The organism is Sphaerisporangium sp. B11E5 (genome assembly GCF_039871875.1).
Lineage (GTDB): Bacteria > Actinomycetota > Actinomycetes > Streptosporangiales > Streptosporangiaceae > Sphaerisporangium.
The window spans coordinates 1-18,585 of record NZ_JBDPMD010000049.1 but is presented as its reverse complement, the minus strand read 5'-3'; the positions used below and the strand labels follow the sequence as shown (position 1 = coordinate 18,585).

The window sequence follows — 18,585 nt, the reverse complement described above, 5'->3', positions numbered from 1 at the left end:
TGTCAATGCCCTACCGTCCGCCCCTGGTCGCGCACGAGTACTTCAGCGCGGATCCGCCGGAGCTCCCGGTGCGCGCCCACGGCGAGAGCGGCCTGTCCGCCGTCACCCGGGCCGAGCCGATGGCCGCCGACGCGCACGGCGTGACGCTGAAGGCGTCCACCTCGGCCGAGGAGGTGCTCGTCGTGCAGGTGAGCGCCGCGGGAGAGGGCGTGATCCGTGTCCGGCTGAGCCAGGACGTCGGGGCCCGCACCCGCAGCGCCCGCGCCCTGCAGATGGTCACCCCCGGGCAGTACGCGGCCACCCGCATCGACACCGGGGACGACCGCGTGGTCGTGGACGCCGGGTCCGTGCGGGCCGAGATCACCCTGGACCCCTGGCACCTGCGGTTCACCGACGCGACGGGCCGCGTGCTGACCGAGCAGGACCGCGGCCACGTGGACATCAGCGGCCGGCTGCGCACCCTGCCGTTCGGCCGCTCCCAGGCGGACGGCGCCACGGTGGCCTACCACGAGAGCTTCGCCGCGCGCCCCGACGAGCGTTTCGGCGGGTTCGGCGAGAAGTTCACCCCGCTGGACAAACGCGGCCAGCGCCCGCTGATGTGGAACTTCGACGCCTTCGGCGCCGAGTCCGACCGCTCCTACAAGAACGTCCCGCTGTTCGTGTCCAGCCGCGGCTACGGCCTGCTGGTGGACAGCGGCATGCCGGTGGAGTTCGACGTCTGCCGCGCCACCCACAGTTGCCTGGAGATCGTCGTCCCGGACGACCTGATCGACTACTACCTGATCGCCGGGCCGGCCGTGCCCGAGGTGCTGGCCCGGTACGACCGCCTGACCTGCGCCCCCGCGCTGCCCCCCAAGTGGGCCTTCGGGAGCTGGATCTCCTCGGGCTTCTACCGCGACTCCGCCGAGCGGGTGCTGGCCAGGGCCGCGAAGATCCGCGAGCGCGGCATCCCCTGCGACGTCCTCCACCTGGACTGTTACTGGCAGGCCGAGGACAACTGGTCCGACCTGCGCTGGGACCCGGTGAACTTCCCCGACCCCGAGGGCATGCTCGCCGCGCTCGCGGAGCAGGGCTTCAAGGTCTGCCTGTGGATGAACCCCTACGTCTCCCACCTCAGTCCCGTCTTCGCCGAGGGCGACGCCGCCGGGTACTTCCTGAGGAACCGGGACGGCGAGACGTACGTCGCCGACTCCTGGCACGGCTCCTACCCGGCCGGCGGCATCGTCGACTTCACCAACCCGGCCGCCGCCGCCTGGTTCCGTGAGGCGCTGCGCGGGCTGCTGCGCCAGGGCGTCGCGCTGTTCAAGACCGACTTCGCCGAGGGCGTCCCGGCCGACGCGGTGGCCTCCAACGGCATGACCGGCACCGAGCTGCACAACGTCTACACGCTGCTGTTCAACGACCTGGTCTCCGAGGTGACCCGCGAGGAGAACGGCCACGGCATGGTGTGGGCGCGCTCGTCGTTCCTCGGGGGGCAGCGGCACGCGGCGCAGTGGAGCGGGGACAGCTTCACCTCCTACTCCTCGATGGCGAGCACGCTGCGCGGCGGCCTGGCGCACGGCCTGTCCGGCGTGCCGTACTGGAGCCACGACGCGGGCGGCTTCACCGGCCGTCCCACCGACGACCTGTACGCGCGGTGGGCGCAGTTCGGCGCGTTGTCGCCGCTGGTCCGGTTCCACGGCACCACCAGCCGCGAGCCGTGGGAGTTCCCCGCGGTGGAGGAGCTGGCCGCCGAGGCGCTGCGGCTGCGGTACCGGCTGATGCCGTACATCTACTCGGCGGCCGTGGAGTCGGCCCGCACCGGCGCCCCCATGATGCGGGCGCTGTGCGTCGACTTCCCCGACGACCCGGTGGCCTGGCAGGCCGACCTGGAGTACCTCCTCGGGCCCGACCTGCTGGTCGCGCCGATGACCGACCCTGACGGCACCCGGCAGGTCTACCTGCCCGCCGGGCGCTGGGTCGATCACTGGACCCACGAGGTCCACGAGGGGGGCAGGTACCTCACGGTCACCACGCCGCTCGCGCAGATCCCGCTGTTCGTCCGGTACGGCGCGCTGATCCCGCTCACCGAGCTTCGCGACACGGTCGGCGACGCGCCGTTCGACGGCGTCACCGTGGCCAGCTACGGCGGCGCGGACGGCACCACGAGCCGTACCACCATCCACGACGTCGACGGAGACACCACCGTCACCGCCACCCGGGACGGCGATGTGCTGCGCGTCGCCGCGTCCGGCCCGGCGTCGATCACGCAGGTGCACATCGCCCCCGTCGCCGGCGCCCCCACGCGGGCCGTCGTCGGCTGACCGGCTGAGCAGAGCTGGGAGAACCACCATGTCCAACCTGGGACGTACCACGATATCGGCGGCGGTGGCGGGCGCGATGGCGCTCGTCCTGGCCGCGTGCGGCTCCGCGGAGCCCGGCGGGAGCGGCGGGGGCTCCGCCGGTCCGCGCACCCTGAAGCTGTGGCACTACGAGGGCGCCGACAGCGCCATGGGCGCCGCCTGGGCGGACGCCATCAAGAAGTTCGAGGCGAGCCACCCCGGCGTCACGGTGAAGTTCGAGGAGAAGGGCTTCGAGCAGATCCAGAAGACGGCCGGCATGGTGCTCGGCTCCGACCAGGCCCCCGACATCATGGAGTACAACAAGGGCAACGCCACGGCGGGCCTGCTGTCCAAGCAGGGCCTGCTCACCGACCTCAGCGCCGAGGCGGCCAAGCGCGGCTGGGACAAGCTGCTCAGCCCGAGCCTGCAGACCACCGCCAGGTACGACGACCGGGGCATCATGGGGTCCGGCAAGTGGTTCGGCGTGCCGAACTACGGCGAGTACGTCATGGTCTACTACAACAAGGACGCCTTCGCCGAGCAGGGCGTCGAGGTGCCCACCACGCTCGACGAGTTCACCGCGGCGATGGACAAGTTCGTCAAGGCTGGCGTCACCCCCCTCGCGATGGGCGGCGCGGAGTACCCCGCCCAGCAGGTCGTGTACCAGCTCGCGCTGAGCAAGGCGCAACGGCCGTGGGTGGACGCGTTCCAGCTCTACAAGGCGCCGGTGGACTTCCACGGGCCGGAGCTGACCTACGGCGCGACGACCTTCGCCGACTGGGTGAAGAAGGGGTACGTCTCCAAGGACTCGGCGGGCTTGAAGGCCGAGGACATGGGGGTCGGGTTCATCTCCGGCAAGTACCCGATCATGGTCTCCGGTAGCTGGTGGTACGGCCGGATGACCACGCAGGTCAAGGACTTCGAGTGGGGCACGTTCCTGTGGCCGGGCAACAAGATGAGCGCCGGGTCCAGCGGCAACCTGTGGGTGGTGCCGGAGCGGTCGGCCAACAAGGACCTCGCCTACGACTTCATCGACATCACCATGGGCAAGGACATCCAGAACAAGCTGGGCAACGCGGGCGGCATCCCGGTGGCGGCCGACCCGGCGGCGATCACCGATCCCAAGAACAAGGAGCTGATCGAGAACTTCAACAAGCTGTCCGCGCAGGACGGCCTGGCGTTCTACCCCGACTGGCCCGCCCCCGGGTACTACGACGTCATGGTGGCCGGGGTGCAGGAGCTGATCAACGGCACCAAGACACCGGACAAGGTCCTGGACGAGCTCGCCGGGCCGTACCAGGAGAACGCCGCCGACATCGGCAACTGACCTCATGAACCATTCCGCACGACGGGGCTACTGGCTCTACCTGATCCCCGGGGCGGTGCTACTCGTCGCGGTCGTCATCGTGCCGTTCCTGATGAACGTCGCGGCCAGCTTCACACGGTGGAGCGGGTTCGGCACGCCCCGGTGGATCGGCCTGGACAACTACGAACGGCTGCTGTCGGACGAGATCTTCTGGGCGTCGTTCCAGCACAACGTCGCGTTGATCGTCGCCATGGCGATCGTGCCGACCGCCATCGGGCTCGTGCTCGCCGCCGCGCTGTTCGACTACATCGGCAAACGGTTCGGCACCCGCACCGTGAGCGCTCTGCGCGCCGCGTACTACCTGCCGCAGGTGCTGCCGGTGGCGGTGGCGGGCGTGGTGTGGGGCTGGATGCTGCACCCGGAGTACGGCGCGCTGAACGAGATCCTCCAGGCGGTGGGGCTCGGCTCGCTGACGGAGAACTGGCTGGGCGACCCCGACCTCGCCCTGGCCACCGTGATGGCGATCATGGTGTGGTTCCAGCTCGGCTACCCGGTCGTCATCTTCATGGCCGGCCTGCAACGGGCCGATCCCGCGCTGTACGAGGCGGCCGAGATCGACGGGGCGTCCTGGTGGCGCCGGTTCTGGCACATCACGGTGCCGCAGATCAGGCCGGAGATATTCGTCGTGCTCCTCACCTGCACCATCGCCGCGCTCAAGGTCTTCGGTCCCATCTTCGTGCTCACCCGGGGCGGGCCCGGGCGGGCCACGATCGTGCCGTCGTACTTCAGCTACCTGAACTTCTTCGAGAAGGCCAACGTCGGCTACGGCGCGGCCATCGCGACCGTGCTCGCGCTCGTCATCGTCGTCGTCACGTTCCTGTTCCTGCGGGTCCAGGAGCGTGAGTCATGACGCGCGGCCCCGGCCGGTGGGCGGTCCTGTTCGCGCTGGCCGTGCTCGCGGTGGTGATGCTGCTGCCGTTCGCGATCGTCGCGCTGAACGCCGTCAAGAGCCCGGCGGACTACTCCTCCGGCGGGCCGCTGAGCCTGCCGCACGGCCTCTACCTCGATGGGATCGTCCAGTTCTGGGAGCGGGTCGGCTTCGGCCAGAAGCTGCTCAACAGCCTGGTGATCAGCGCGTCGGTGGCCGTGCTCGCCGTCCTGCTGTCGGTGCTGAACGCCTACGCGCTCGGCATCGGCCGGGTGCGCGGCAGGCTGTGGATCCTCGTGCTGTTCCTGCTCGCCAACACGCTGCCGCAGGAGGCGCTGGTCTACCCGCTGTACTACCTGGCCAAGCAGGTGGGCCTGTACGACAGCCGGCTCGCCGTGATCATCATCTTCACGGTGATCCAGGGGGCGTTCGGCACGTACCTGCTGTCCGCCGTGCTCGGGGACTTCCCCCGGGCGATCATGGAGGCGGCGGCCATCGACGGTGCGTCCCGGTGGCGCATCCTGTGGCGCATCGTGGTGCCGATCAGCAGTCCCACGCTGACCGTGCTGCTGATCTTCTTCTTCATCTGGACCTGGAACGAGTTCTTCCTGCCCCTGGTGTTCCTGATCTCCAACGACACCCAGACCGTGCCGGTCGCCCTCGGCGTGCTGCAGGGCGACAAGATGATGGACGCCACCATGTCCAGCGCGTCGGCGCTGCTCGGCATCGTGCCCGCGGTGGCGTTCTTCCTGATCTTCCAGCGCACGCTGACCCGCGGCGTCACCGTCGGGGCCGTCAAATGACCTTTCACCCGCGTCGAACCACCTGACCTGGAGGCGCCCTATGTCCCCCCGTCGCACTTTGGGCCTTGCCGCCGCGCTCGGCCTGGTCGTCACCCTGCTGGCCGCCCCGGCCCGCGCCGCCGAGGACCCGCCGTTCCGAGATCCGTCGCTACCGCTCGCCCAGCGCGTGGACGACCTGCTCGGGCGGCTCACTCAGGCCGAGAAGATCTCCCTGCTGCACCAGTTCCAGCCCGCCATCCCGCGCCTCGGCATAGGCCTGTTCAAGACCGGCACCGAGGCGCTGCACGGCGTCGCGTGGTCCACCGACGTCGACAACGGCGGCGCCGTGGTCACCGCGGACGGCACCGTGTTCCCGCAGGCGGTCGGGCTGGCCAGCACCTGGGACCCGGCGCTGATCAAGCAGGTCGGCACCGCCGTCGGCACCGAGGCCCGCGGCTTCAACGCGCGCAACCCCCGGGTGTGGGGACTCAACCTGTGGGCGCCGGTCGTCAACCTGCTGCGCGACCCCCGGTGGGGCCGCAACGAGGAGGGCTACTCCGAGGACCCGACCCTCACCGGCGCGATGTCCGTGGCGTACGGCTCCGGCATCCAGGGCGACGACCCCGACCACCTGCGGGCCGCACCCACGCTCAAGCACTACCTCGCCAACAACAACGAGGTGCGGCGCGACACCTCCAACTCCAGCCTGCGGCCCCGGGTGGAGCAGGAGTACGACCAGGCGGCCTTCAAGCCCGCCATCGCCGCCGACGCCGCGACCGGCGTCATGGCGTCGTACAACCTGGTCAACGGCCGCCCCGCCACCGTGAACCCCGACATGAACGACGTGGTGCGCTCGTGGACCCGCCGTGACCTGATGAACGTCACCGACGCGCACGCCCCGAACAACCTCGTCAACTCCCAGGCGTACTACCCGAGCCTCGCCGAGGGCGACGCCGCCGCGCTGAAGGCCGGCATCGACAGCTACACCACCGACGACACCAACTCCGCTCCCACCGTCAACGCGATCACCACCGCGCTGTCCCAGGGCCTCGTCACCGCGGCCGACATCGACCGCGCCGTCCGCCACCTGCTGTCCATCCGCTTCCGCCTCGGCGAGTTCGACCCGGGCGGCGGCCCGTACGGCGGCATCACCCCCGACGTGATCAACAGCCCCGCCCACCGCGCCCTGAACCGCCGCACCGCCGCCGCGGCCACCGTGCTGCTGAAGAACTCCGGCCGCACGCTGCCGCTCAGCCCGTCCACCCGCAAGGTCGCCGTCATCGGCCCGCTGTCCGACACCCTGTACACCGACTGGTACTCCGGCAGCCTTCCCTACAAGGTCACCCCGCTGGCCGGCATCCGCGAGCGCCTCGGCGCCGGCGCCACCGTCACCGGCACCGAGGGCGCCGACCGCATCGCCCTGAAGAACGTCGCCACCGGCAAGTACGTCACCGCCGGCACGGGCACGTCCGGCGCCGTCCTCACCGAGAGCGCCACCACCACCGGTCCCACCACCCAGTTCGACGCGTTCGACTGGGGCGACGGCGTGCTGACCCTGCGCAGCGCCGCCAACGGCAGGTACGTCGGCTACAACTGGTCGAACTTCGTGAACGACCAGACCCAGCCCAACGGCTGGTTCGTCCAGCAGCAGTTCAAGCTGGAACCCCAGTCCGACGGCACCTACCTGTTCCGCTACGCCGGCTACGAGACCGCCTACGACTGGTTCGGCCCCAACAAGTACCTGGCCCCGAACGCCGACGGCACCCTCGCCCTCACCACCGCAGACAAGGCCGCGAAGTTCACCAAGGAACTCGTCACCGACGGCACCGCCACCGCCGTCGCCGCCGCCAAGGCCGCCGACGCCGCCGTCCTCGTGGTCGGCAGCATGCCCTTCATCAACGGCCGCGAGGACCACGACCGCACCGACATGAACCTCGCCGCCGCCCAGGAGGCCCTGGTCAAGGCCGTGACGAAGGCCAACCCCAACACCGTCGTCATCCTGGAGAACAGCTACCCGACGACCATCAACTGGCTCCAGGCCAACGTCCCCGCCATCCTGTGGACCACCCACGCCGGCGCGGAGACCGGCAACGCCCTGGCCGACATCCTCTTCGGCGACGTCAGCCCCGCCGGCCGCCTCACCCAGACCTGGCCCCGCGCGGCGAGCGACCTCCCCGACATCCTCAACTACGACATCATCAAGGCGAACGCGACCTACCTGTACTCCAAGGCCAAGCCGTTGTACCCCTTCGGCCACGGCCTCAGCTACACCACGTTCGCCTACTCCGGCCTCAAGCTGAACGCCGCCTCGGCCCGCCCCGACGGCACCGTCACCGCCTCCCTGAAGGTGCAGAACACCGGCCGCGTGGCCGGCGACGAGGTCGTCCAGCTCTACACCCACCAGCACACCAGCCGCACCAAGCAACCCGTCAAGCAACTGCGCGCCTTCCAGCGGGTCCACCTGGCCCCCGGCCAGACCAAGACCGTGACCCTCACCTTCAAGGCCTCCGACCTCGCCCTCTGGGACGTCACCCGCGACCGCTGGTCCGTGGAGAAGTCCACCCACGACATCCTGGTCGGCTCCTCCTCCACCGCCATCCACCTCCGCACCACCCTCCAGGTGGCCGGCGAGACCATCCCCCCGAGAAACCTCACCGGCCCCACCCAGGCCACCACCTTCGACGACCACTCCGCCGCCGAACTGGTGGACCACACCAAGACCACCGGCGACGCCGTAGCCGCCCAAGCAGGCACCTGGCTCTCCTTCGAGGACGCCGCCCTGAACACCCCCACCACCTTCACCGCCACGACCTCCACCCAGACCCCCGTCCACGTGGAACTCCGCCAGGGCTCCCCCACCGGCCGCCTCCTGGCCACCCTCCAGCCCGCCACGACCGCCGACAAGTACACCTACACGACCACCTCGGCCCCCATGCCAAGGCTGAGCGGCACCCACGACCTCTACCTGGTCTTCACCGGCCCGGCAAGGATCAAGGACTTCTCCCTGACCAGATGACCGCCCGCACATGACACGACCGGCACCGCGTCCCTCAGGGCGCGGTGCCGGTCATGTACGAAGGATCATGTCAACGTGTCGTACCGTGACCATAGTGGGGTCGGCTCGCCTGTCGGGTGGCGAAACGTTGGAGGGCGTCGAGGACGTGGGAGCGGAGGGTGGCGCTGCCGGTGTGGCCGGCGTCGTCGATCACGTGCAGGGTGGCGTCGGGCCAGGTGCGGGTGAGGTGCCAGGGGGTGTCGAGGGGGCTGCCGAGATCGAGGCGGCCGTGGAGGAGGACGGCGGGGATGCCTTTCAGGCGGTTCGCTTCCTTGAGGATGGCGTCTTCTTCCAGCCAGGCGTTGTTGGAGAAGTAGTGGGCGCAGATGCGGACGAAGGCCAGGAGTGACCTGTCGGGGCGGTTGCTGTAGGCGTTCTTGACGCCGTTGGGTTCCTGGGAGATCACGGTGTCCTCCCAGGTGCACCAGGCCAGGGCGGCGGCGGCGCGGACGCCGGGGTCCGGGGAGTCCATCAGTCGGGCGTAGGCGGTGAGCAAGCCGGGGCTGGTGGAGTGACCGCCTCCTGCTGCCTGGAAGCGGTGCCATTCTTCGGGGAAGAAGCGGCCTACTCCCTTGTAGAGCCAGTCGATCTCGGCGGGGCGGGTGGTGGTGACACCGGTGAGGAGGATCTCCGTCACGCGCTCGGGGTGGGCCTCGGCGTAGGCGAGGATCAGGGTGGAGCCCCAGGAGCCGCCGAAGAGTTGCCAGCGGTCGATGTTCAGGTGGTCTCGCAGGCGTTCCATGTCGGCGATCAGGTGGTGGGTGGTGTTGACGGTCATGTCGGTCGCGGGGTCGCTCGCGTGGGGGGTGCTCCTGCCGCAGCCGCGTTGGTCGAACTGGATGATGTTGTACAGGTCGGGGTCGTAGAAACGGCGGGTGCCGGGGGAACTGCCGGAGCCGGGGCCGCCGTGGACGACCAGGCTCGGTTTGCCGGCGGGGTTGCCGCTGGTCTCCCAGTGGATGTGGTTGCCGTCGCCTACGTCGAGCATGCCGGTGGCGTACGGCTCGATGGGCGGATGGCGGTCGGCCATGGTCCCGGGATCCCTTCGTGAGCGGAAACACCCGAAGACTTTAGAGAAGGGTCCGGGGGTGGCGCCGCCGGGTTTTCCGGGGTGGTGGGGAGGGTGCACCAGGCGGTCTTGCCGTGGGGGGTGGTGTGGTGGCCCCAGGCGGCGGCGAGGGTCTCCACGAGGAACAGGCTCCGGCCGCCCTCGTCCAGAGGAGACGGGGTTCTCGGACTCGGCGGGGTGGGGTCGGGGTCCCAGACCTCGATCAGGAGGTGGGGCGGGGACGGGTCCAGGGTCAGGCGGACGGGGCAGGTCGTGGTGGCTTTGACGGCGTTGGTGATGAGTTCGGAGACGATCAGTTGTGCGGTGTCGATCAGGTGGGGGAGCCGCCAGATCGTGAGGGTGGCGCGGACGTGGTGGCGGGCCTCGGAGGCTGACGCCGGGTGAGGCGGGAAGTCCGCGTAGTGTCGGCTCGGACGGCCGGTCATGGTTTCCTCGCGGGTCGGGTTTCTCGGGGCTGTGGCCCTGATGGGTGGTGCGTTCTCGCCCTCAGATTGGCGCTGGTCGATTACCGTTGGTTGTCGATTGACTACTGAATGACTTCAGAGTTGTTCTGAGGTCGGTGAGTCGGTTCTGCTCAGGCGCGAGGGGACCTCATGACCAGGATGATCGACATCGACCCGGAGGAGTCGCCGCGTGCACGGTTCGCGTACGAGGTACGGCGGCAGCGGCTCGCGGCCGGGCTGACGCAGAAGCAACTGGCGCGGCGACTGGGGTTCTCCACCAGTTCGGTGGCGATGGTGGAGACGTCGAAGCTCCGCCCGTCGGGGCGTTTCGCCGAGCTGTGCGACGAGGTGTTCGGCCTGGACGGCGTCATCGCCCGACTGCACGCGGAGGTCTGGCCGCCACCCCCGCCGGTCCCCGCCCACTTCCGCGACTGGGCGGTGGAGGAGCAGCGGGCGACGGCACTGCGGTTCTGGGCACCTTTGCTGGTGCCGGGGTTGATGCAGACGGAGGGCTATGCGCGGAGAGTCATCTCCTGTGCGCCCGACATCACGGCCGACGAGGTGGAGCGGCGGGTGGCCGGGCGAATGCAGCGCGGGACTCTGTTCTCGCGAGCCGACCCGCCGGCGGTCATGTGTTTGGTGGACGAAGGTGTTCTTCACCGCTCTGTGGGTGGTGCGTCGGTGATGCGTGAACAACTCGTGTATCTGTTAGAGCTGGCTCAGCGGCCCAACATCACTATTCAGGTGGTTCCGTATAGCGCTGAGGTGCTCTCCGGGCTTTTGGGGGCGTATGCCATTGCGGAGATGCGTGGCAATGCGTATACGGTGCGAGTGGAATGTCAGCCCCGTGGTCGGACGATCACCGACAGGAGCATGATCACGGACATCGTCCGCCGTTACGACATTCTGCGCGCGGACGCTTACTCACAACGTCAGTCCTGGCAGGCCATCGAGGAAGTGGTGAGTCGGAAGTGGACCTGAGCGAAGCGGTGTGGCGGAAATCGGCACGGTCAGGCGATGACGGGGGAGAGTGTGTCGAAGTGGCGGTGAATCTTCCGGATGTGACGGCCGTCCGCGACTCCAAGAATCCCGATGGTCCGGTGCTTCGATGTGGGCATGGTGAATGGGGTGTGTTCGTGAGCGCGGTCAAGGACGGAGATTTCCGCTACTGAGGGGACGTCGTAGTCCTGGGCCGGTTCGACCGCCGTATGACAGCGCCGGATTCGCCGTACCACGTCCCGCCGCGTCGGGCGCGTGTCAACCCGGCGGGTGGACAAGCTGGTGGAGCAGCTGGGCATCACCGGGTTGACACCATCGGCACGCGGCGCGTCTCACGTTGGAACAGCTCGCCGAAAGCTTCGGAGGTGAGTGCCCGAAGCCTGTCCAACATGGAGCGGGGACGCAGCAGAGGACCTCAGCACCGGACCGTCACCGCCCTCGCGGACGCACTCGCTCTCGATGAGAGCGCCCGCAAGCAGCTCATCGAACTGGCGCGGGACGGCCGCCTGCGGAATCACTGGACCCGCCCGACCGGTCTGTGCGCGCTCCCCCGATCCGTCGGCGACTTCACCGGCCGGGCCGCCGAGCCGACCTGGACGAACGATCTGGTGCACGCCGGCTCCTCGCCGGGGGCGGCCGGCGTCGGGCTGATCACCGGCCCTGCCGGTCTGGGGAAGACGACGTTCGCCGTTCGGACCACCCATGCCCTGCGGACCGATTTCCGGGACGGAAGTTCTTTCTCGATCTGTTCGGCATGTCCCCGCACCCCGTCGCTGCCAGGGAGGCTTTGGGGCTGCTGCTTCGTGCGCTCGGCGTCGCGGATCACGCAATACCCCATGGCGTTCCCTATCGCGCCTCCTTGTACCGATCGCTGCTTGCGGGGAAACACGTTCTGGCCGTGCTCGACAACGCCGCCTCCGCGGAGCAGATCCGGCCATTGCTGCCGAGCGGCAGCCACGGCCGGGTCCTGATCACCAGCCGCCGGCTGTTGGCCGGCCTGGAGGGGGTGCGCCGGCTCAGCCTGGGACCCCTGCCCCTGGCGGAGGCCACCGAACTGCTGACCGGGATTCTGGGCGACCGCTCCGCATCGGACGGCGAGCGGGCGCTGACGCAGCTCGCGCAGCTGTGCGGCGGCTTGCCTCTCGCGTTGCGGATCATAGGGAACCGGCTGGTCAGCCGTCCCGCCTGGAGCGCTGCCGAGCTCGTCGCCCGGCCGGCGAACGAGGAACGCCGGCTTGAGCAGCTCAGTGCCGGTGACCTCAAGATCGCCAATGCGTTCGGGATATCGTAAGGCGTGGCAATCCCGACCGTGGCTCACGAGCACGCGCTCCGAATCGAGGTCCTCGGTCCGTTGCGGGTCTGGCGGGACGGCGTCGAGCTGGATACCGGCCCGCGGCAACAGGTCCTCCTGTTCGCGCTGCTGCTGGCCCACGCCGGCCAGCCCGTCAGCACGAACCAGTTGATCGACCTCATCTGGGAAGACGACGTGCCGGCCAGCGCGCTCAACATCGTCCAGAAATACGTGGGTGCGCTCCGCCGGCTCCTCGAACCGTCGCTGCCGGCGCGGGAGAGCGGGTCCTATCTGCAGCGTCGGGGGAACAGCTACCTGTTCGTGGCCGAGTCCGAGACCCTCGATCTCGTCCTGTTCCGCCGCCGGGTGAGGGCGGCCGGGGCCGCCGTGGCCGAGCGGCGGCAGACGGCTGCGCTCGCATGCTACGTCGACGCCCTCGGGCTGTGGCGCGGGTCCACGGCCGAGGGTTGGAATCACGGGGCTGCCGCCATGTCGACGTTCGTCGCGCTCGACCACGAGTTCTTCGACGCCTGCACCGCGGCGGCCGAGCTCGCGGTCTCGCTGGGCCAGCCGGAGCGCATACTCCAGCCCCTGCGCCTCGCCGCGTCGTTGGCCCCCCTGCACGAGCCGGTCCAGGCCGCCCTCGTCTCGGTCCTGGCGGCTGCCGGACACCAAGCCGAGGCGTTGTCCGCCTACCTGCGGGTCCGCGCGCGGCTGGTTGAGGAACTCGGCATCGACCCCGGTGAGGCGCTACGGGCCGCCCACCAGCGGGTGCTGGGTTCCAGCGTCCCGCCGCCGCAGGCCGCCGCCGACCCGATTGACGCCGGGCAGCCACCGCTGGCGGCCGCCGGGCTTGTCGGCCGGGTCGAGGAGCTCGCTGTGGTGTGGCAGGCCGTGGAGTCCGCTCTGGCCGGCCGCACCGGGCTCGTCCTGGTGGAGGGCGAGCCGGGAGTCGGCAAGACGCGGCTGGTCGAAGAAGTGACCGATGCGGCCCACGGGCGAGGCGCACATGTCGTGTGGGGCAACTGCCTGGAGGACGCCGGCGCACCGTCGATGTGGCCGTGGGTGCGGGCCATCGGCACGGTCCTGGACGCCCTGGCGCCGACGTCGCGCGAGAAGTGGCTGACCAGCGAGCTCAGCTACCTCGTCGAGTCGGACGACCGGGCACCGGCCGAGCCGGAGCAAGCCGACGCCGGAGGCCAATTCCGCCTGTTCGAACTTGTCGTCGCGCTGCTCCGCGAAGTCTCCGCCGCGCGGCCGGTCGTGCTTGTTATCGACGATCTCCAGTGGGCCGACGTCGCTTCCCTGCAGCTGTTCGGTCACTTGGCCGTCCGGCTGCCGAGCGGCGTCGCGATCATCGGCACGCTCCGCGACCGCGCCCCCACGCTGGGAACGGAGTTGTCCCGGCTGCTCGCGGTGACCAGCCGGGTGTCCGGTCATCGCCGCATACGCCTCGGCCCGCTGGGACCGGCCGGGGTCGCCGAACTCGTCCGCCGCGAGGCAGGCCGCGACGTCGGGGACGGCGTCGTGCGCAGCATCCATGCGCGCACGGCCGGCAACCCGTTCTTCGTCCGAGAGCTGTCCCGGCTGCTCGCAGCGGGGAACGACATCAGCGGGGACGCGGCCGTGCCGTCGACCGTGCGGGACGTCGTGCGCGACCGCGTCTCGCACCTCGATGACGAGGCGTACGACCTGCTCCAAGCCGCGGCCCTCATCGGCCGCGACGTCGACCTCGGCCTGCTCGCCCGCGTTGCCGGGCTCGACACCCAGACCTGTCTCGACCGGCTGGAGCCTGTCGACCACCTCGGCCTGCTCGGGCCGACTCCCGGGAACCCGTTCTCGCTGCGTTTCGCACACGACCTGGTCCGCGAGTCGGTCGCTACGACCACGTCACCGCACCGGATGATCCGGCTGCATCTCCGCGTGGCGGACGCGCTGGAAGCCACCGAAAGCAGCGTCGAGTCCGTCGCCGAGCGCGTCGCCCACCATCTCTGGGCCGCCGGCCCCCTCGCGGACCCGTCCCGCACCGCGAGCGCGCTCATCGGTGCCGGCCGCCGGGCAGTCGCCAAATCCGCTCTCGAAGCGGCCGAGCAGCACCTCCGGTCGGCGACGCAGGTAGCCCGCTCGGCGGGTCTCGCCGAGCTCGAACTGTCCGCTCTGTCACAGCTCACCGCTGTCATCGGCATGGGGTCCGGATACGTCGGCTCTGCGACCGACCTCCTCGAACGCGCCGAGCACCTGGCCCGCGAACTCGGCCGCGAGGAGGAGGCCGTCAACTTCCTGCTGTCCCGCCAGGCGGCCTACTGCCAGGGAATGCAGCTCGACCGCGCCAAACGGTTGGCGCGGCAGTTCCTCGAACAGACCGAGGCGTCGGCCGATCCCGTCCTACGCGCCTACGGCCTGCACGCGTGGGCCATCTACCAGTGGGCCATCGGCGAGATCGGCAGCGCGTTCGAATACCAGAGGCGGTCGGACCGCACGCTGCTCGAAGACATCGCCGGCTACAGCGAATTTCCGCTGCGGCGCGATCTCCACCTCATCGCGGCCGGGATGCACGCGGAGACCTCGACGCGGCCAGGCCGGTGCTCGACACGTTGGAGGCCGCCGGTTCCGACCCGTACGCGATCACAGTGTGGGCGACGTTCGCCTCGGTGATCGCGGCGCTCGCCGACGACCCCGCCTGGGCACTGCGCACCACCGAACGAGGCATCGCCGAGGACCCCGGATTCTCCTTCGCCTTCTTCGGCGCGCACCTCCGCATCATTCGATGCTGGGCGCGCGCCGTGACGGGTCTCGACCCGGCCGGAGCCGCGGCCGAGGCTGAAACGCTGCTGACGGAGATGCTGCTCGGCCCGCCGCTCACCGGCCGCGCCACCTGGTACGGCCTTATCGGCGAGATGTGGCTCGCCGCCGGTAGGCCGGACGCCGCCGCCGTTGCCCTCGACCACGCCGACCGGGTCGTCGAAACCTACGGCGAGCGCTACGCCGAGGGGTTGCTGTTCCTGCTGCGGGCCCGGTTGCTGATGGCCGGAGGCACCCGCGTCGAGGTGGCCCGGGCAGCCGCCGAGCGGGCACGTGCGCTGTCCGCCGAGCGGGGAGCTCACCTCTTCACCCGCCGGGCTGAGCAGCTGGTGCGAGAGCTTGGCGGACCTGTTCCGTGACCTGACGCCGTGCGTCACGCATCGAGATCGGCGCAGGCCGCGTACGGGCGGCGGCAGTAGTAGACGACGTCGGGTGGGACGTATGAATGCGTCCGGCGCAAGCTGACGACGATGAGGTATCCCCTCGCGAAGGCGCTTCAGTGCATTGATCCGACAACCTTCGGCCGTTCGTGTGGAAGAAGACCGAGCCCACCTGGGACGTGCCGAGGACGGTCGGGAAGATCGCGCAGCCCGGCCGCTCCAGCTCCGCCCACTGGTTGCCCTCGCCGACCGGCGCGTCTGTGCGTCGGTCTCGTTCCGCCCCGCCGGCCAGGGCGACCACCGCGGCCGGCACGGTCATGCGTGCTCCCTTCAGACGGATGGTTCCGGCATCGTCCGGCGATCGACAAGGTTGGAGCCATGTCTCCGGTCAGAGACGGCGTTGGTGGAGACCGATAGAGGTGTCAATCGTCGTTGAGCGCCACGTGGACAAAGGAGATTGCGCTCGCGCCGTCACCGACGGCCGTGGCGACGCGTTTCGTCGAGCCCGAACGGACGTCGCCGACCGCGAACACCCGGGGTGCGCTCGTCTGGAACGGCAGGGGCGGGCCGGACGACCCGGCGGGCAGCCGGACATCGGTGAGGACGAAGCCGTCGTCGGCCTTGGCCACGCCGGTGAGCCAGCCCGACACCGGGTCGGCGCCGACGAAGCAGAACAGCCCATGGCTGGCCAGCCGTTCCGGCCGCGCGCCCGGCCGCTCGATCACGATCGACGTGAGGACGTCGTCGCCGACCAGTTCGCGGACCATGCTGCCGGTGTGGACCCGGATCTGGGAATGGGCACGGATCCGGTCGGTCAGGTAGGACGACATGCGGGCTCCGAGGTCGTGGCCGCGGATGACCAGATTCACGGTCGCTCCCCGGGCGGCGAGGGACAGGGCTGCCTGCCCGGCCGAGTTGGCGCCCCCGACCACAGTCACCGGCTAATGGGAGCTATCGGGTCGGCTGTTCGGGCAGACTCGGTGCCTGTAGCCGCTGGTGAGTGAGCACTCTCGTCGGCTGGACCTTGGAGTCCTGGCGTCAGATCGTGCCCTCACTGGTGGTCAGGGGTCTTGATCGCTGATGGGATGTCGTGCCTCCCGAGGGTTTGTTGGGGTGAGCACTGGTCCATTAGTTCGCGGGCCGGCTCCTGCAGGCTGCTGACCGCTGTTGTCGATCGTGGTGGAGGTCGGTTTGCTGTTCGTCGGTGATGACTGGGCTGAAGACCATCACGATGTCGAGGTCCAAGACGAGGACGGCAAGGTGGTGAAGCGGGTCCGGCTGCCCGAGGGGATGGCCGGGATCACCCGGTTCCACGACCTGGTCGGCAGGTTCGTGGCCGAGGACGCCGACCCGTCTGAGGTGCTGGTCTGCATCGAGGTCGATCGGGGTCCGTGGGTGCGGGCGCTGGTGGCCGCGGGATATCGGGTGTTCGGGGTGGATCCCAAGCAGGCCGCCCGGCACCGGGAGATCCTCGGCAGTTCAGGAGCCAAGAGCGACAAGGGCGACGCCCATGCGCTGGCCGACATGATCCGCACTCGTCGCCACCAGCTGCGCCAGGTCGCCGGGGACTCGGAGATCGCCGAGGCGGTCAAGGTCGTCACCCGGGCGCATCAGACGTTGCTGTGGGAACGCACCCGGCACATGCTGCGCCTTCGGGTGGCGTTGCGGGACTACTTCCCCGCCGCTCTTGCCGCCTGCAAACCCCTCGGCCTTACCTCGGATGCGGTGCTGAGGCTGCTGGCCAAGGCCCCCACCCCCGAGACGGCGGCCAAGCTGACGACGGGCCAGATCAGCGTCGCGCTCAAGGGCCGCCGCGACGTCTCCGCCAAAGCCGCCGCGATCCAGGACGTGCTGCAAGGCGAGCACCTGGGCCAGGCCCCGCTGGTCACAGGCGCCTACGCCTCCACCGTGAAGGCCCTGGCGGCCGTCATCACCGTCTTGAACAGCGAGATCAAGACGCTGGAGGGCGAGGTCGAGGCCCATTTTGGCCGGCACCCGGACGCTGAGGTCATCCTCAGTCAGCCTGGCATCGGCGTCGTCCTCGGCGCCCGGGTGCTCGCCGAGTTCGGAGACGCCGAAGGCCGCTACGCCAGTGCCAAAGCCCGCAAGAACTACGCCGGAACCTCGCCGATCACCCGGCAATCCGGCAAGACCAAGATCGTCCAGGTCCGGTTCGTCCACAACGACCGGCTCCTTGACGCTCTTCACCTCCAAGCCTCCTGCGCCCTGCTGCACGATCCCGACGTCCGCACCTACTACGACCAGCTCAAAGCCCGCGACATCAGCCACAACGCGGCTCTTCGCCAAGTCGGCAACCGTCTGGTGGGCATCCTCCACGGCTGCCTCAAAACCCACACCGCCTACGACCGAGCAACCGCATGGTCACACCGCAACCACAACCTCGCCGCTTGACATCCAACGTCCAGGGATGTCTGACGCTCGTAGCCTCTGACGTCCGACTCGGTGGCCGCGTACCGGATGCAGCCGGACTTCTCAAACGTCGCCCATTGAGGGATGTCGAGGCGCCGGTATCGGGCCCCGGTGGCGGCGATCACCGCGCGACATCGAATGCGTACCCCGTCCTCCAGCACCACGGTCGGCCGCCGATCGTCGGAGAGGTCGAGGCCCGCCACTGCGTACGGCGAGTGGATCCGTACACCGAACTTGAGCGCCTGGACCATGGCCAGGCGGGTCAGGTCCACGCCGCTGACCCCGTCGGGGAAGCCCAGGTAGTTCTCGATGCGGGCGCTCTTGGCGGCCTGGCCACCGAGCCCGCTTCGGTCCAGCAGGACGGTGGCGAGACCCTCGGACGCCCCGGACACGGCAGCGGCCCAGGCCCGCCGGACCGGCACCGACGACGACGAGGTCGACCGGACGTCCGTCGGCCCGGTAGGCGAGGCCGAGCGCCTGCGCGACCGTTCCGGGCGTCGCCCGCCGCACCACCGAGCCGTGGCTCACCGCGGCCGGAAGGTCGTCCGCCGACAGCCCAGCCGATGTCATCAGCGCGCTCCCGGTGGGCGTGGTGGCGCTGCGCCAGGTGTGGGGAAGGAGCATCTGCTCCACGTAGGTACGCAGTTCCAGCGTCTCCGCGGTGTCGGGCTGACCGACGATCTCCAGGGTGCCGCCGGCGGCCGAGCGGATAACATCGCGCCGTTCACGGAACGCCGCGAGCAGCACCTCGGCTATGTCGTCCTGCTCGGCGAGGGCCT

Annotated in this window: 15 protein-coding genes; 11 read left to right on the top strand and 4 right to left on the bottom strand. The window is 69.7% G+C overall.

The window, feature by feature from the left end; genetic code table 11:
- Positions 1-5 precede the first annotated feature (5 nt).
- From ABGB17_RS31580 to ABGB17_RS31560, 5 genes are read left to right on the top strand one after another with little or no spacing between them, the layout of a single operon-like run.
- A complete protein-coding gene (locus ABGB17_RS31580; RefSeq protein WP_347636513.1) occupies positions 6-2,303 on the top strand; it encodes a TIM-barrel domain-containing protein in 2,298 nt (765 codons plus the stop codon).
- Between the two features lie 28 nt (positions 2,304-2,331).
- Positions 2,332-3,648 carry an extracellular solute-binding protein gene (locus ABGB17_RS31575; RefSeq protein ID WP_347636509.1) on the top strand — a complete coding sequence of 439 codons (1,317 nt, stop codon included), beginning with the start codon at positions 2,332-2,334 and terminating at the stop codon, positions 3,646-3,648.
- A 4-nt stretch (positions 3,649-3,652) separates the two neighbouring features.
- On the top strand, positions 3,653-4,537 hold the full coding sequence (locus ABGB17_RS31570) for a sugar ABC transporter permease (protein WP_347636506.1): 885 nt from the start codon (positions 3,653-3,655) through the stop codon (positions 4,535-4,537).
- On the top strand, positions 4,534-5,358 hold the full coding sequence (locus tag ABGB17_RS31565; RefSeq protein WP_347636502.1) for a carbohydrate ABC transporter permease: 825 nt from the start codon (positions 4,534-4,536) through the stop codon (positions 5,356-5,358). The genes ABGB17_RS31570 and ABGB17_RS31565 overlap by 4 nt, the downstream gene beginning before the upstream one ends.
- Positions 5,359-5,398: 40 nt before the next feature.
- The gene (locus tag ABGB17_RS31560) at positions 5,399-8,353 is read left to right on the top strand and encodes a glycoside hydrolase family 3 C-terminal domain-containing protein (protein ID WP_347636498.1); all 2,955 of its coding nucleotides are present in this window, start codon (positions 5,399-5,401) and stop codon (positions 8,351-8,353) included.
- A 70-nt stretch (positions 8,354-8,423) separates the two neighbouring features.
- On the opposite strand, the gene pip is transcribed toward ABGB17_RS31560, so the two are convergent.
- Entirely contained in the window at positions 8,424-9,422 is a 999-nt protein-coding gene (pip, locus tag ABGB17_RS31555; RefSeq protein WP_347636494.1) for a prolyl aminopeptidase, read from the bottom strand.
- The gene (locus tag ABGB17_RS31550) at positions 9,368-9,886 is read right to left on the bottom strand and encodes an ATP-binding protein (protein ID WP_347636491.1); all 519 of its coding nucleotides are present in this window, start codon (positions 9,884-9,886) and stop codon (positions 9,368-9,370) included. The genes pip and ABGB17_RS31550 overlap by 55 nt, the downstream gene beginning before the upstream one ends.
- Before the next feature lie 177 nt (positions 9,887-10,063).
- On the opposite strand from ABGB17_RS31550, the gene ABGB17_RS31545 reads away from it, so the two are divergent.
- The 5 genes from ABGB17_RS31545 to ABGB17_RS31525 all read left to right on the top strand — a co-directional run bounded on the left by ABGB17_RS31545 (position 10,064) and on the right by ABGB17_RS31525 (position 15,355).
- Complete coding sequence (locus ABGB17_RS31545; protein WP_347636487.1) at positions 10,064-10,885, top strand: helix-turn-helix transcriptional regulator; 822 nt, start codon at positions 10,064-10,066, stop codon at positions 10,883-10,885.
- Positions 10,876-11,076: a DUF397 domain-containing protein gene (locus tag ABGB17_RS31540; RefSeq protein ID WP_347636483.1), complete on the top strand. Its 201-nt coding sequence runs from the start codon at positions 10,876-10,878 to the stop codon at positions 11,074-11,076. The genes ABGB17_RS31545 and ABGB17_RS31540 overlap by 10 nt, the downstream gene beginning before the upstream one ends.
- 614 nt (positions 11,077-11,690) lie before the next feature.
- Positions 11,691-12,194 carry a hypothetical protein gene (locus ABGB17_RS31535; protein WP_347636479.1) on the top strand — a complete coding sequence of 168 codons (504 nt, stop codon included), beginning with the start codon at positions 11,691-11,693 and terminating at the stop codon, positions 12,192-12,194.
- A gap of 3 nt (positions 12,195-12,197) precedes the next feature.
- The gene (locus ABGB17_RS31530) at positions 12,198-14,849 is read left to right on the top strand and encodes an AAA family ATPase (RefSeq protein WP_347636476.1); all 2,652 of its coding nucleotides are present in this window, start codon (positions 12,198-12,200) and stop codon (positions 14,847-14,849) included.
- Complete coding sequence (locus ABGB17_RS31525; protein ID WP_347636472.1) at positions 14,777-15,355, top strand: hypothetical protein; 579 nt, start codon at positions 14,777-14,779, stop codon at positions 15,353-15,355. Before ABGB17_RS31530 ends, ABGB17_RS31525 begins: the two co-directional genes overlap by 73 nt.
- A 443-nt stretch (positions 15,356-15,798) precedes the next feature.
- Here ABGB17_RS31525 and ABGB17_RS31520 read toward each other — a convergent pair whose 3' ends face one another.
- Positions 15,799-16,314 carry an NAD(P)/FAD-dependent oxidoreductase gene (locus tag ABGB17_RS31520; protein ID WP_347636468.1) on the bottom strand — a complete coding sequence of 172 codons (516 nt, stop codon included), beginning with the start codon at positions 16,312-16,314 and terminating at the stop codon, positions 15,799-15,801.
- 253 nt (positions 16,315-16,567) lie between these two features.
- Between ABGB17_RS31520 and ABGB17_RS31515 the strand changes: the two genes are divergently transcribed.
- Entirely contained in the window at positions 16,568-17,788 is a 1,221-nt protein-coding gene (locus ABGB17_RS31515) for an IS110 family transposase (RefSeq protein WP_347636464.1), read from the top strand.
- On the opposite strand, the gene ABGB17_RS31510 is transcribed toward ABGB17_RS31515, so the two are convergent.
- Positions 17,737-18,228: a hypothetical protein gene (locus tag ABGB17_RS31510; protein WP_347636463.1), complete on the bottom strand. Its 492-nt coding sequence runs from the start codon at positions 18,226-18,228 to the stop codon at positions 17,737-17,739. The two genes, ABGB17_RS31515 and ABGB17_RS31510, sit on opposite strands and share 52 nt — an antisense overlap.
- Positions 18,229-18,585 lie beyond the last annotated feature (357 nt).

Bases quoted from the DNA above. Each gene is read 5' to 3' on its own strand.
- pip (WP_347636494.1), bottom strand. From the start codon at position 9,422: ATGGCCGACCGCCATCCGCCCATCGAGCCGTACGCCACCGGCATGCTC.
- ABGB17_RS31580 (WP_347636513.1), top strand. From the start codon at position 6: ATGCCCTACCGTCCGCCCCTGGTCGCGCACGAGTACTTCAGCGCGGAT.
- ABGB17_RS31560 (WP_347636498.1), top strand. From the start codon at position 5,399: ATGTCCCCCCGTCGCACTTTGGGCCTTGCCGCCGCGCTCGGCCTGGTC.
- ABGB17_RS31575 (WP_347636509.1), top strand. From the start codon at position 2,332: ATGTCCAACCTGGGACGTACCACGATATCGGCGGCGGTGGCGGGCGCG.
- ABGB17_RS31565 (WP_347636502.1), top strand. From the start codon at position 4,534: ATGACGCGCGGCCCCGGCCGGTGGGCGGTCCTGTTCGCGCTGGCCGTG.
- ABGB17_RS31545 (WP_347636487.1), top strand. From the start codon at position 10,064: ATGATCGACATCGACCCGGAGGAGTCGCCGCGTGCACGGTTCGCGTAC.
- ABGB17_RS31550 (WP_347636491.1), bottom strand. From the start codon at position 9,886: ATGACCGGCCGTCCGAGCCGACACTACGCGGACTTCCCGCCTCACCCG.
- ABGB17_RS31570 (WP_347636506.1), top strand. From the start codon at position 3,653: ATGAACCATTCCGCACGACGGGGCTACTGGCTCTACCTGATCCCCGGG.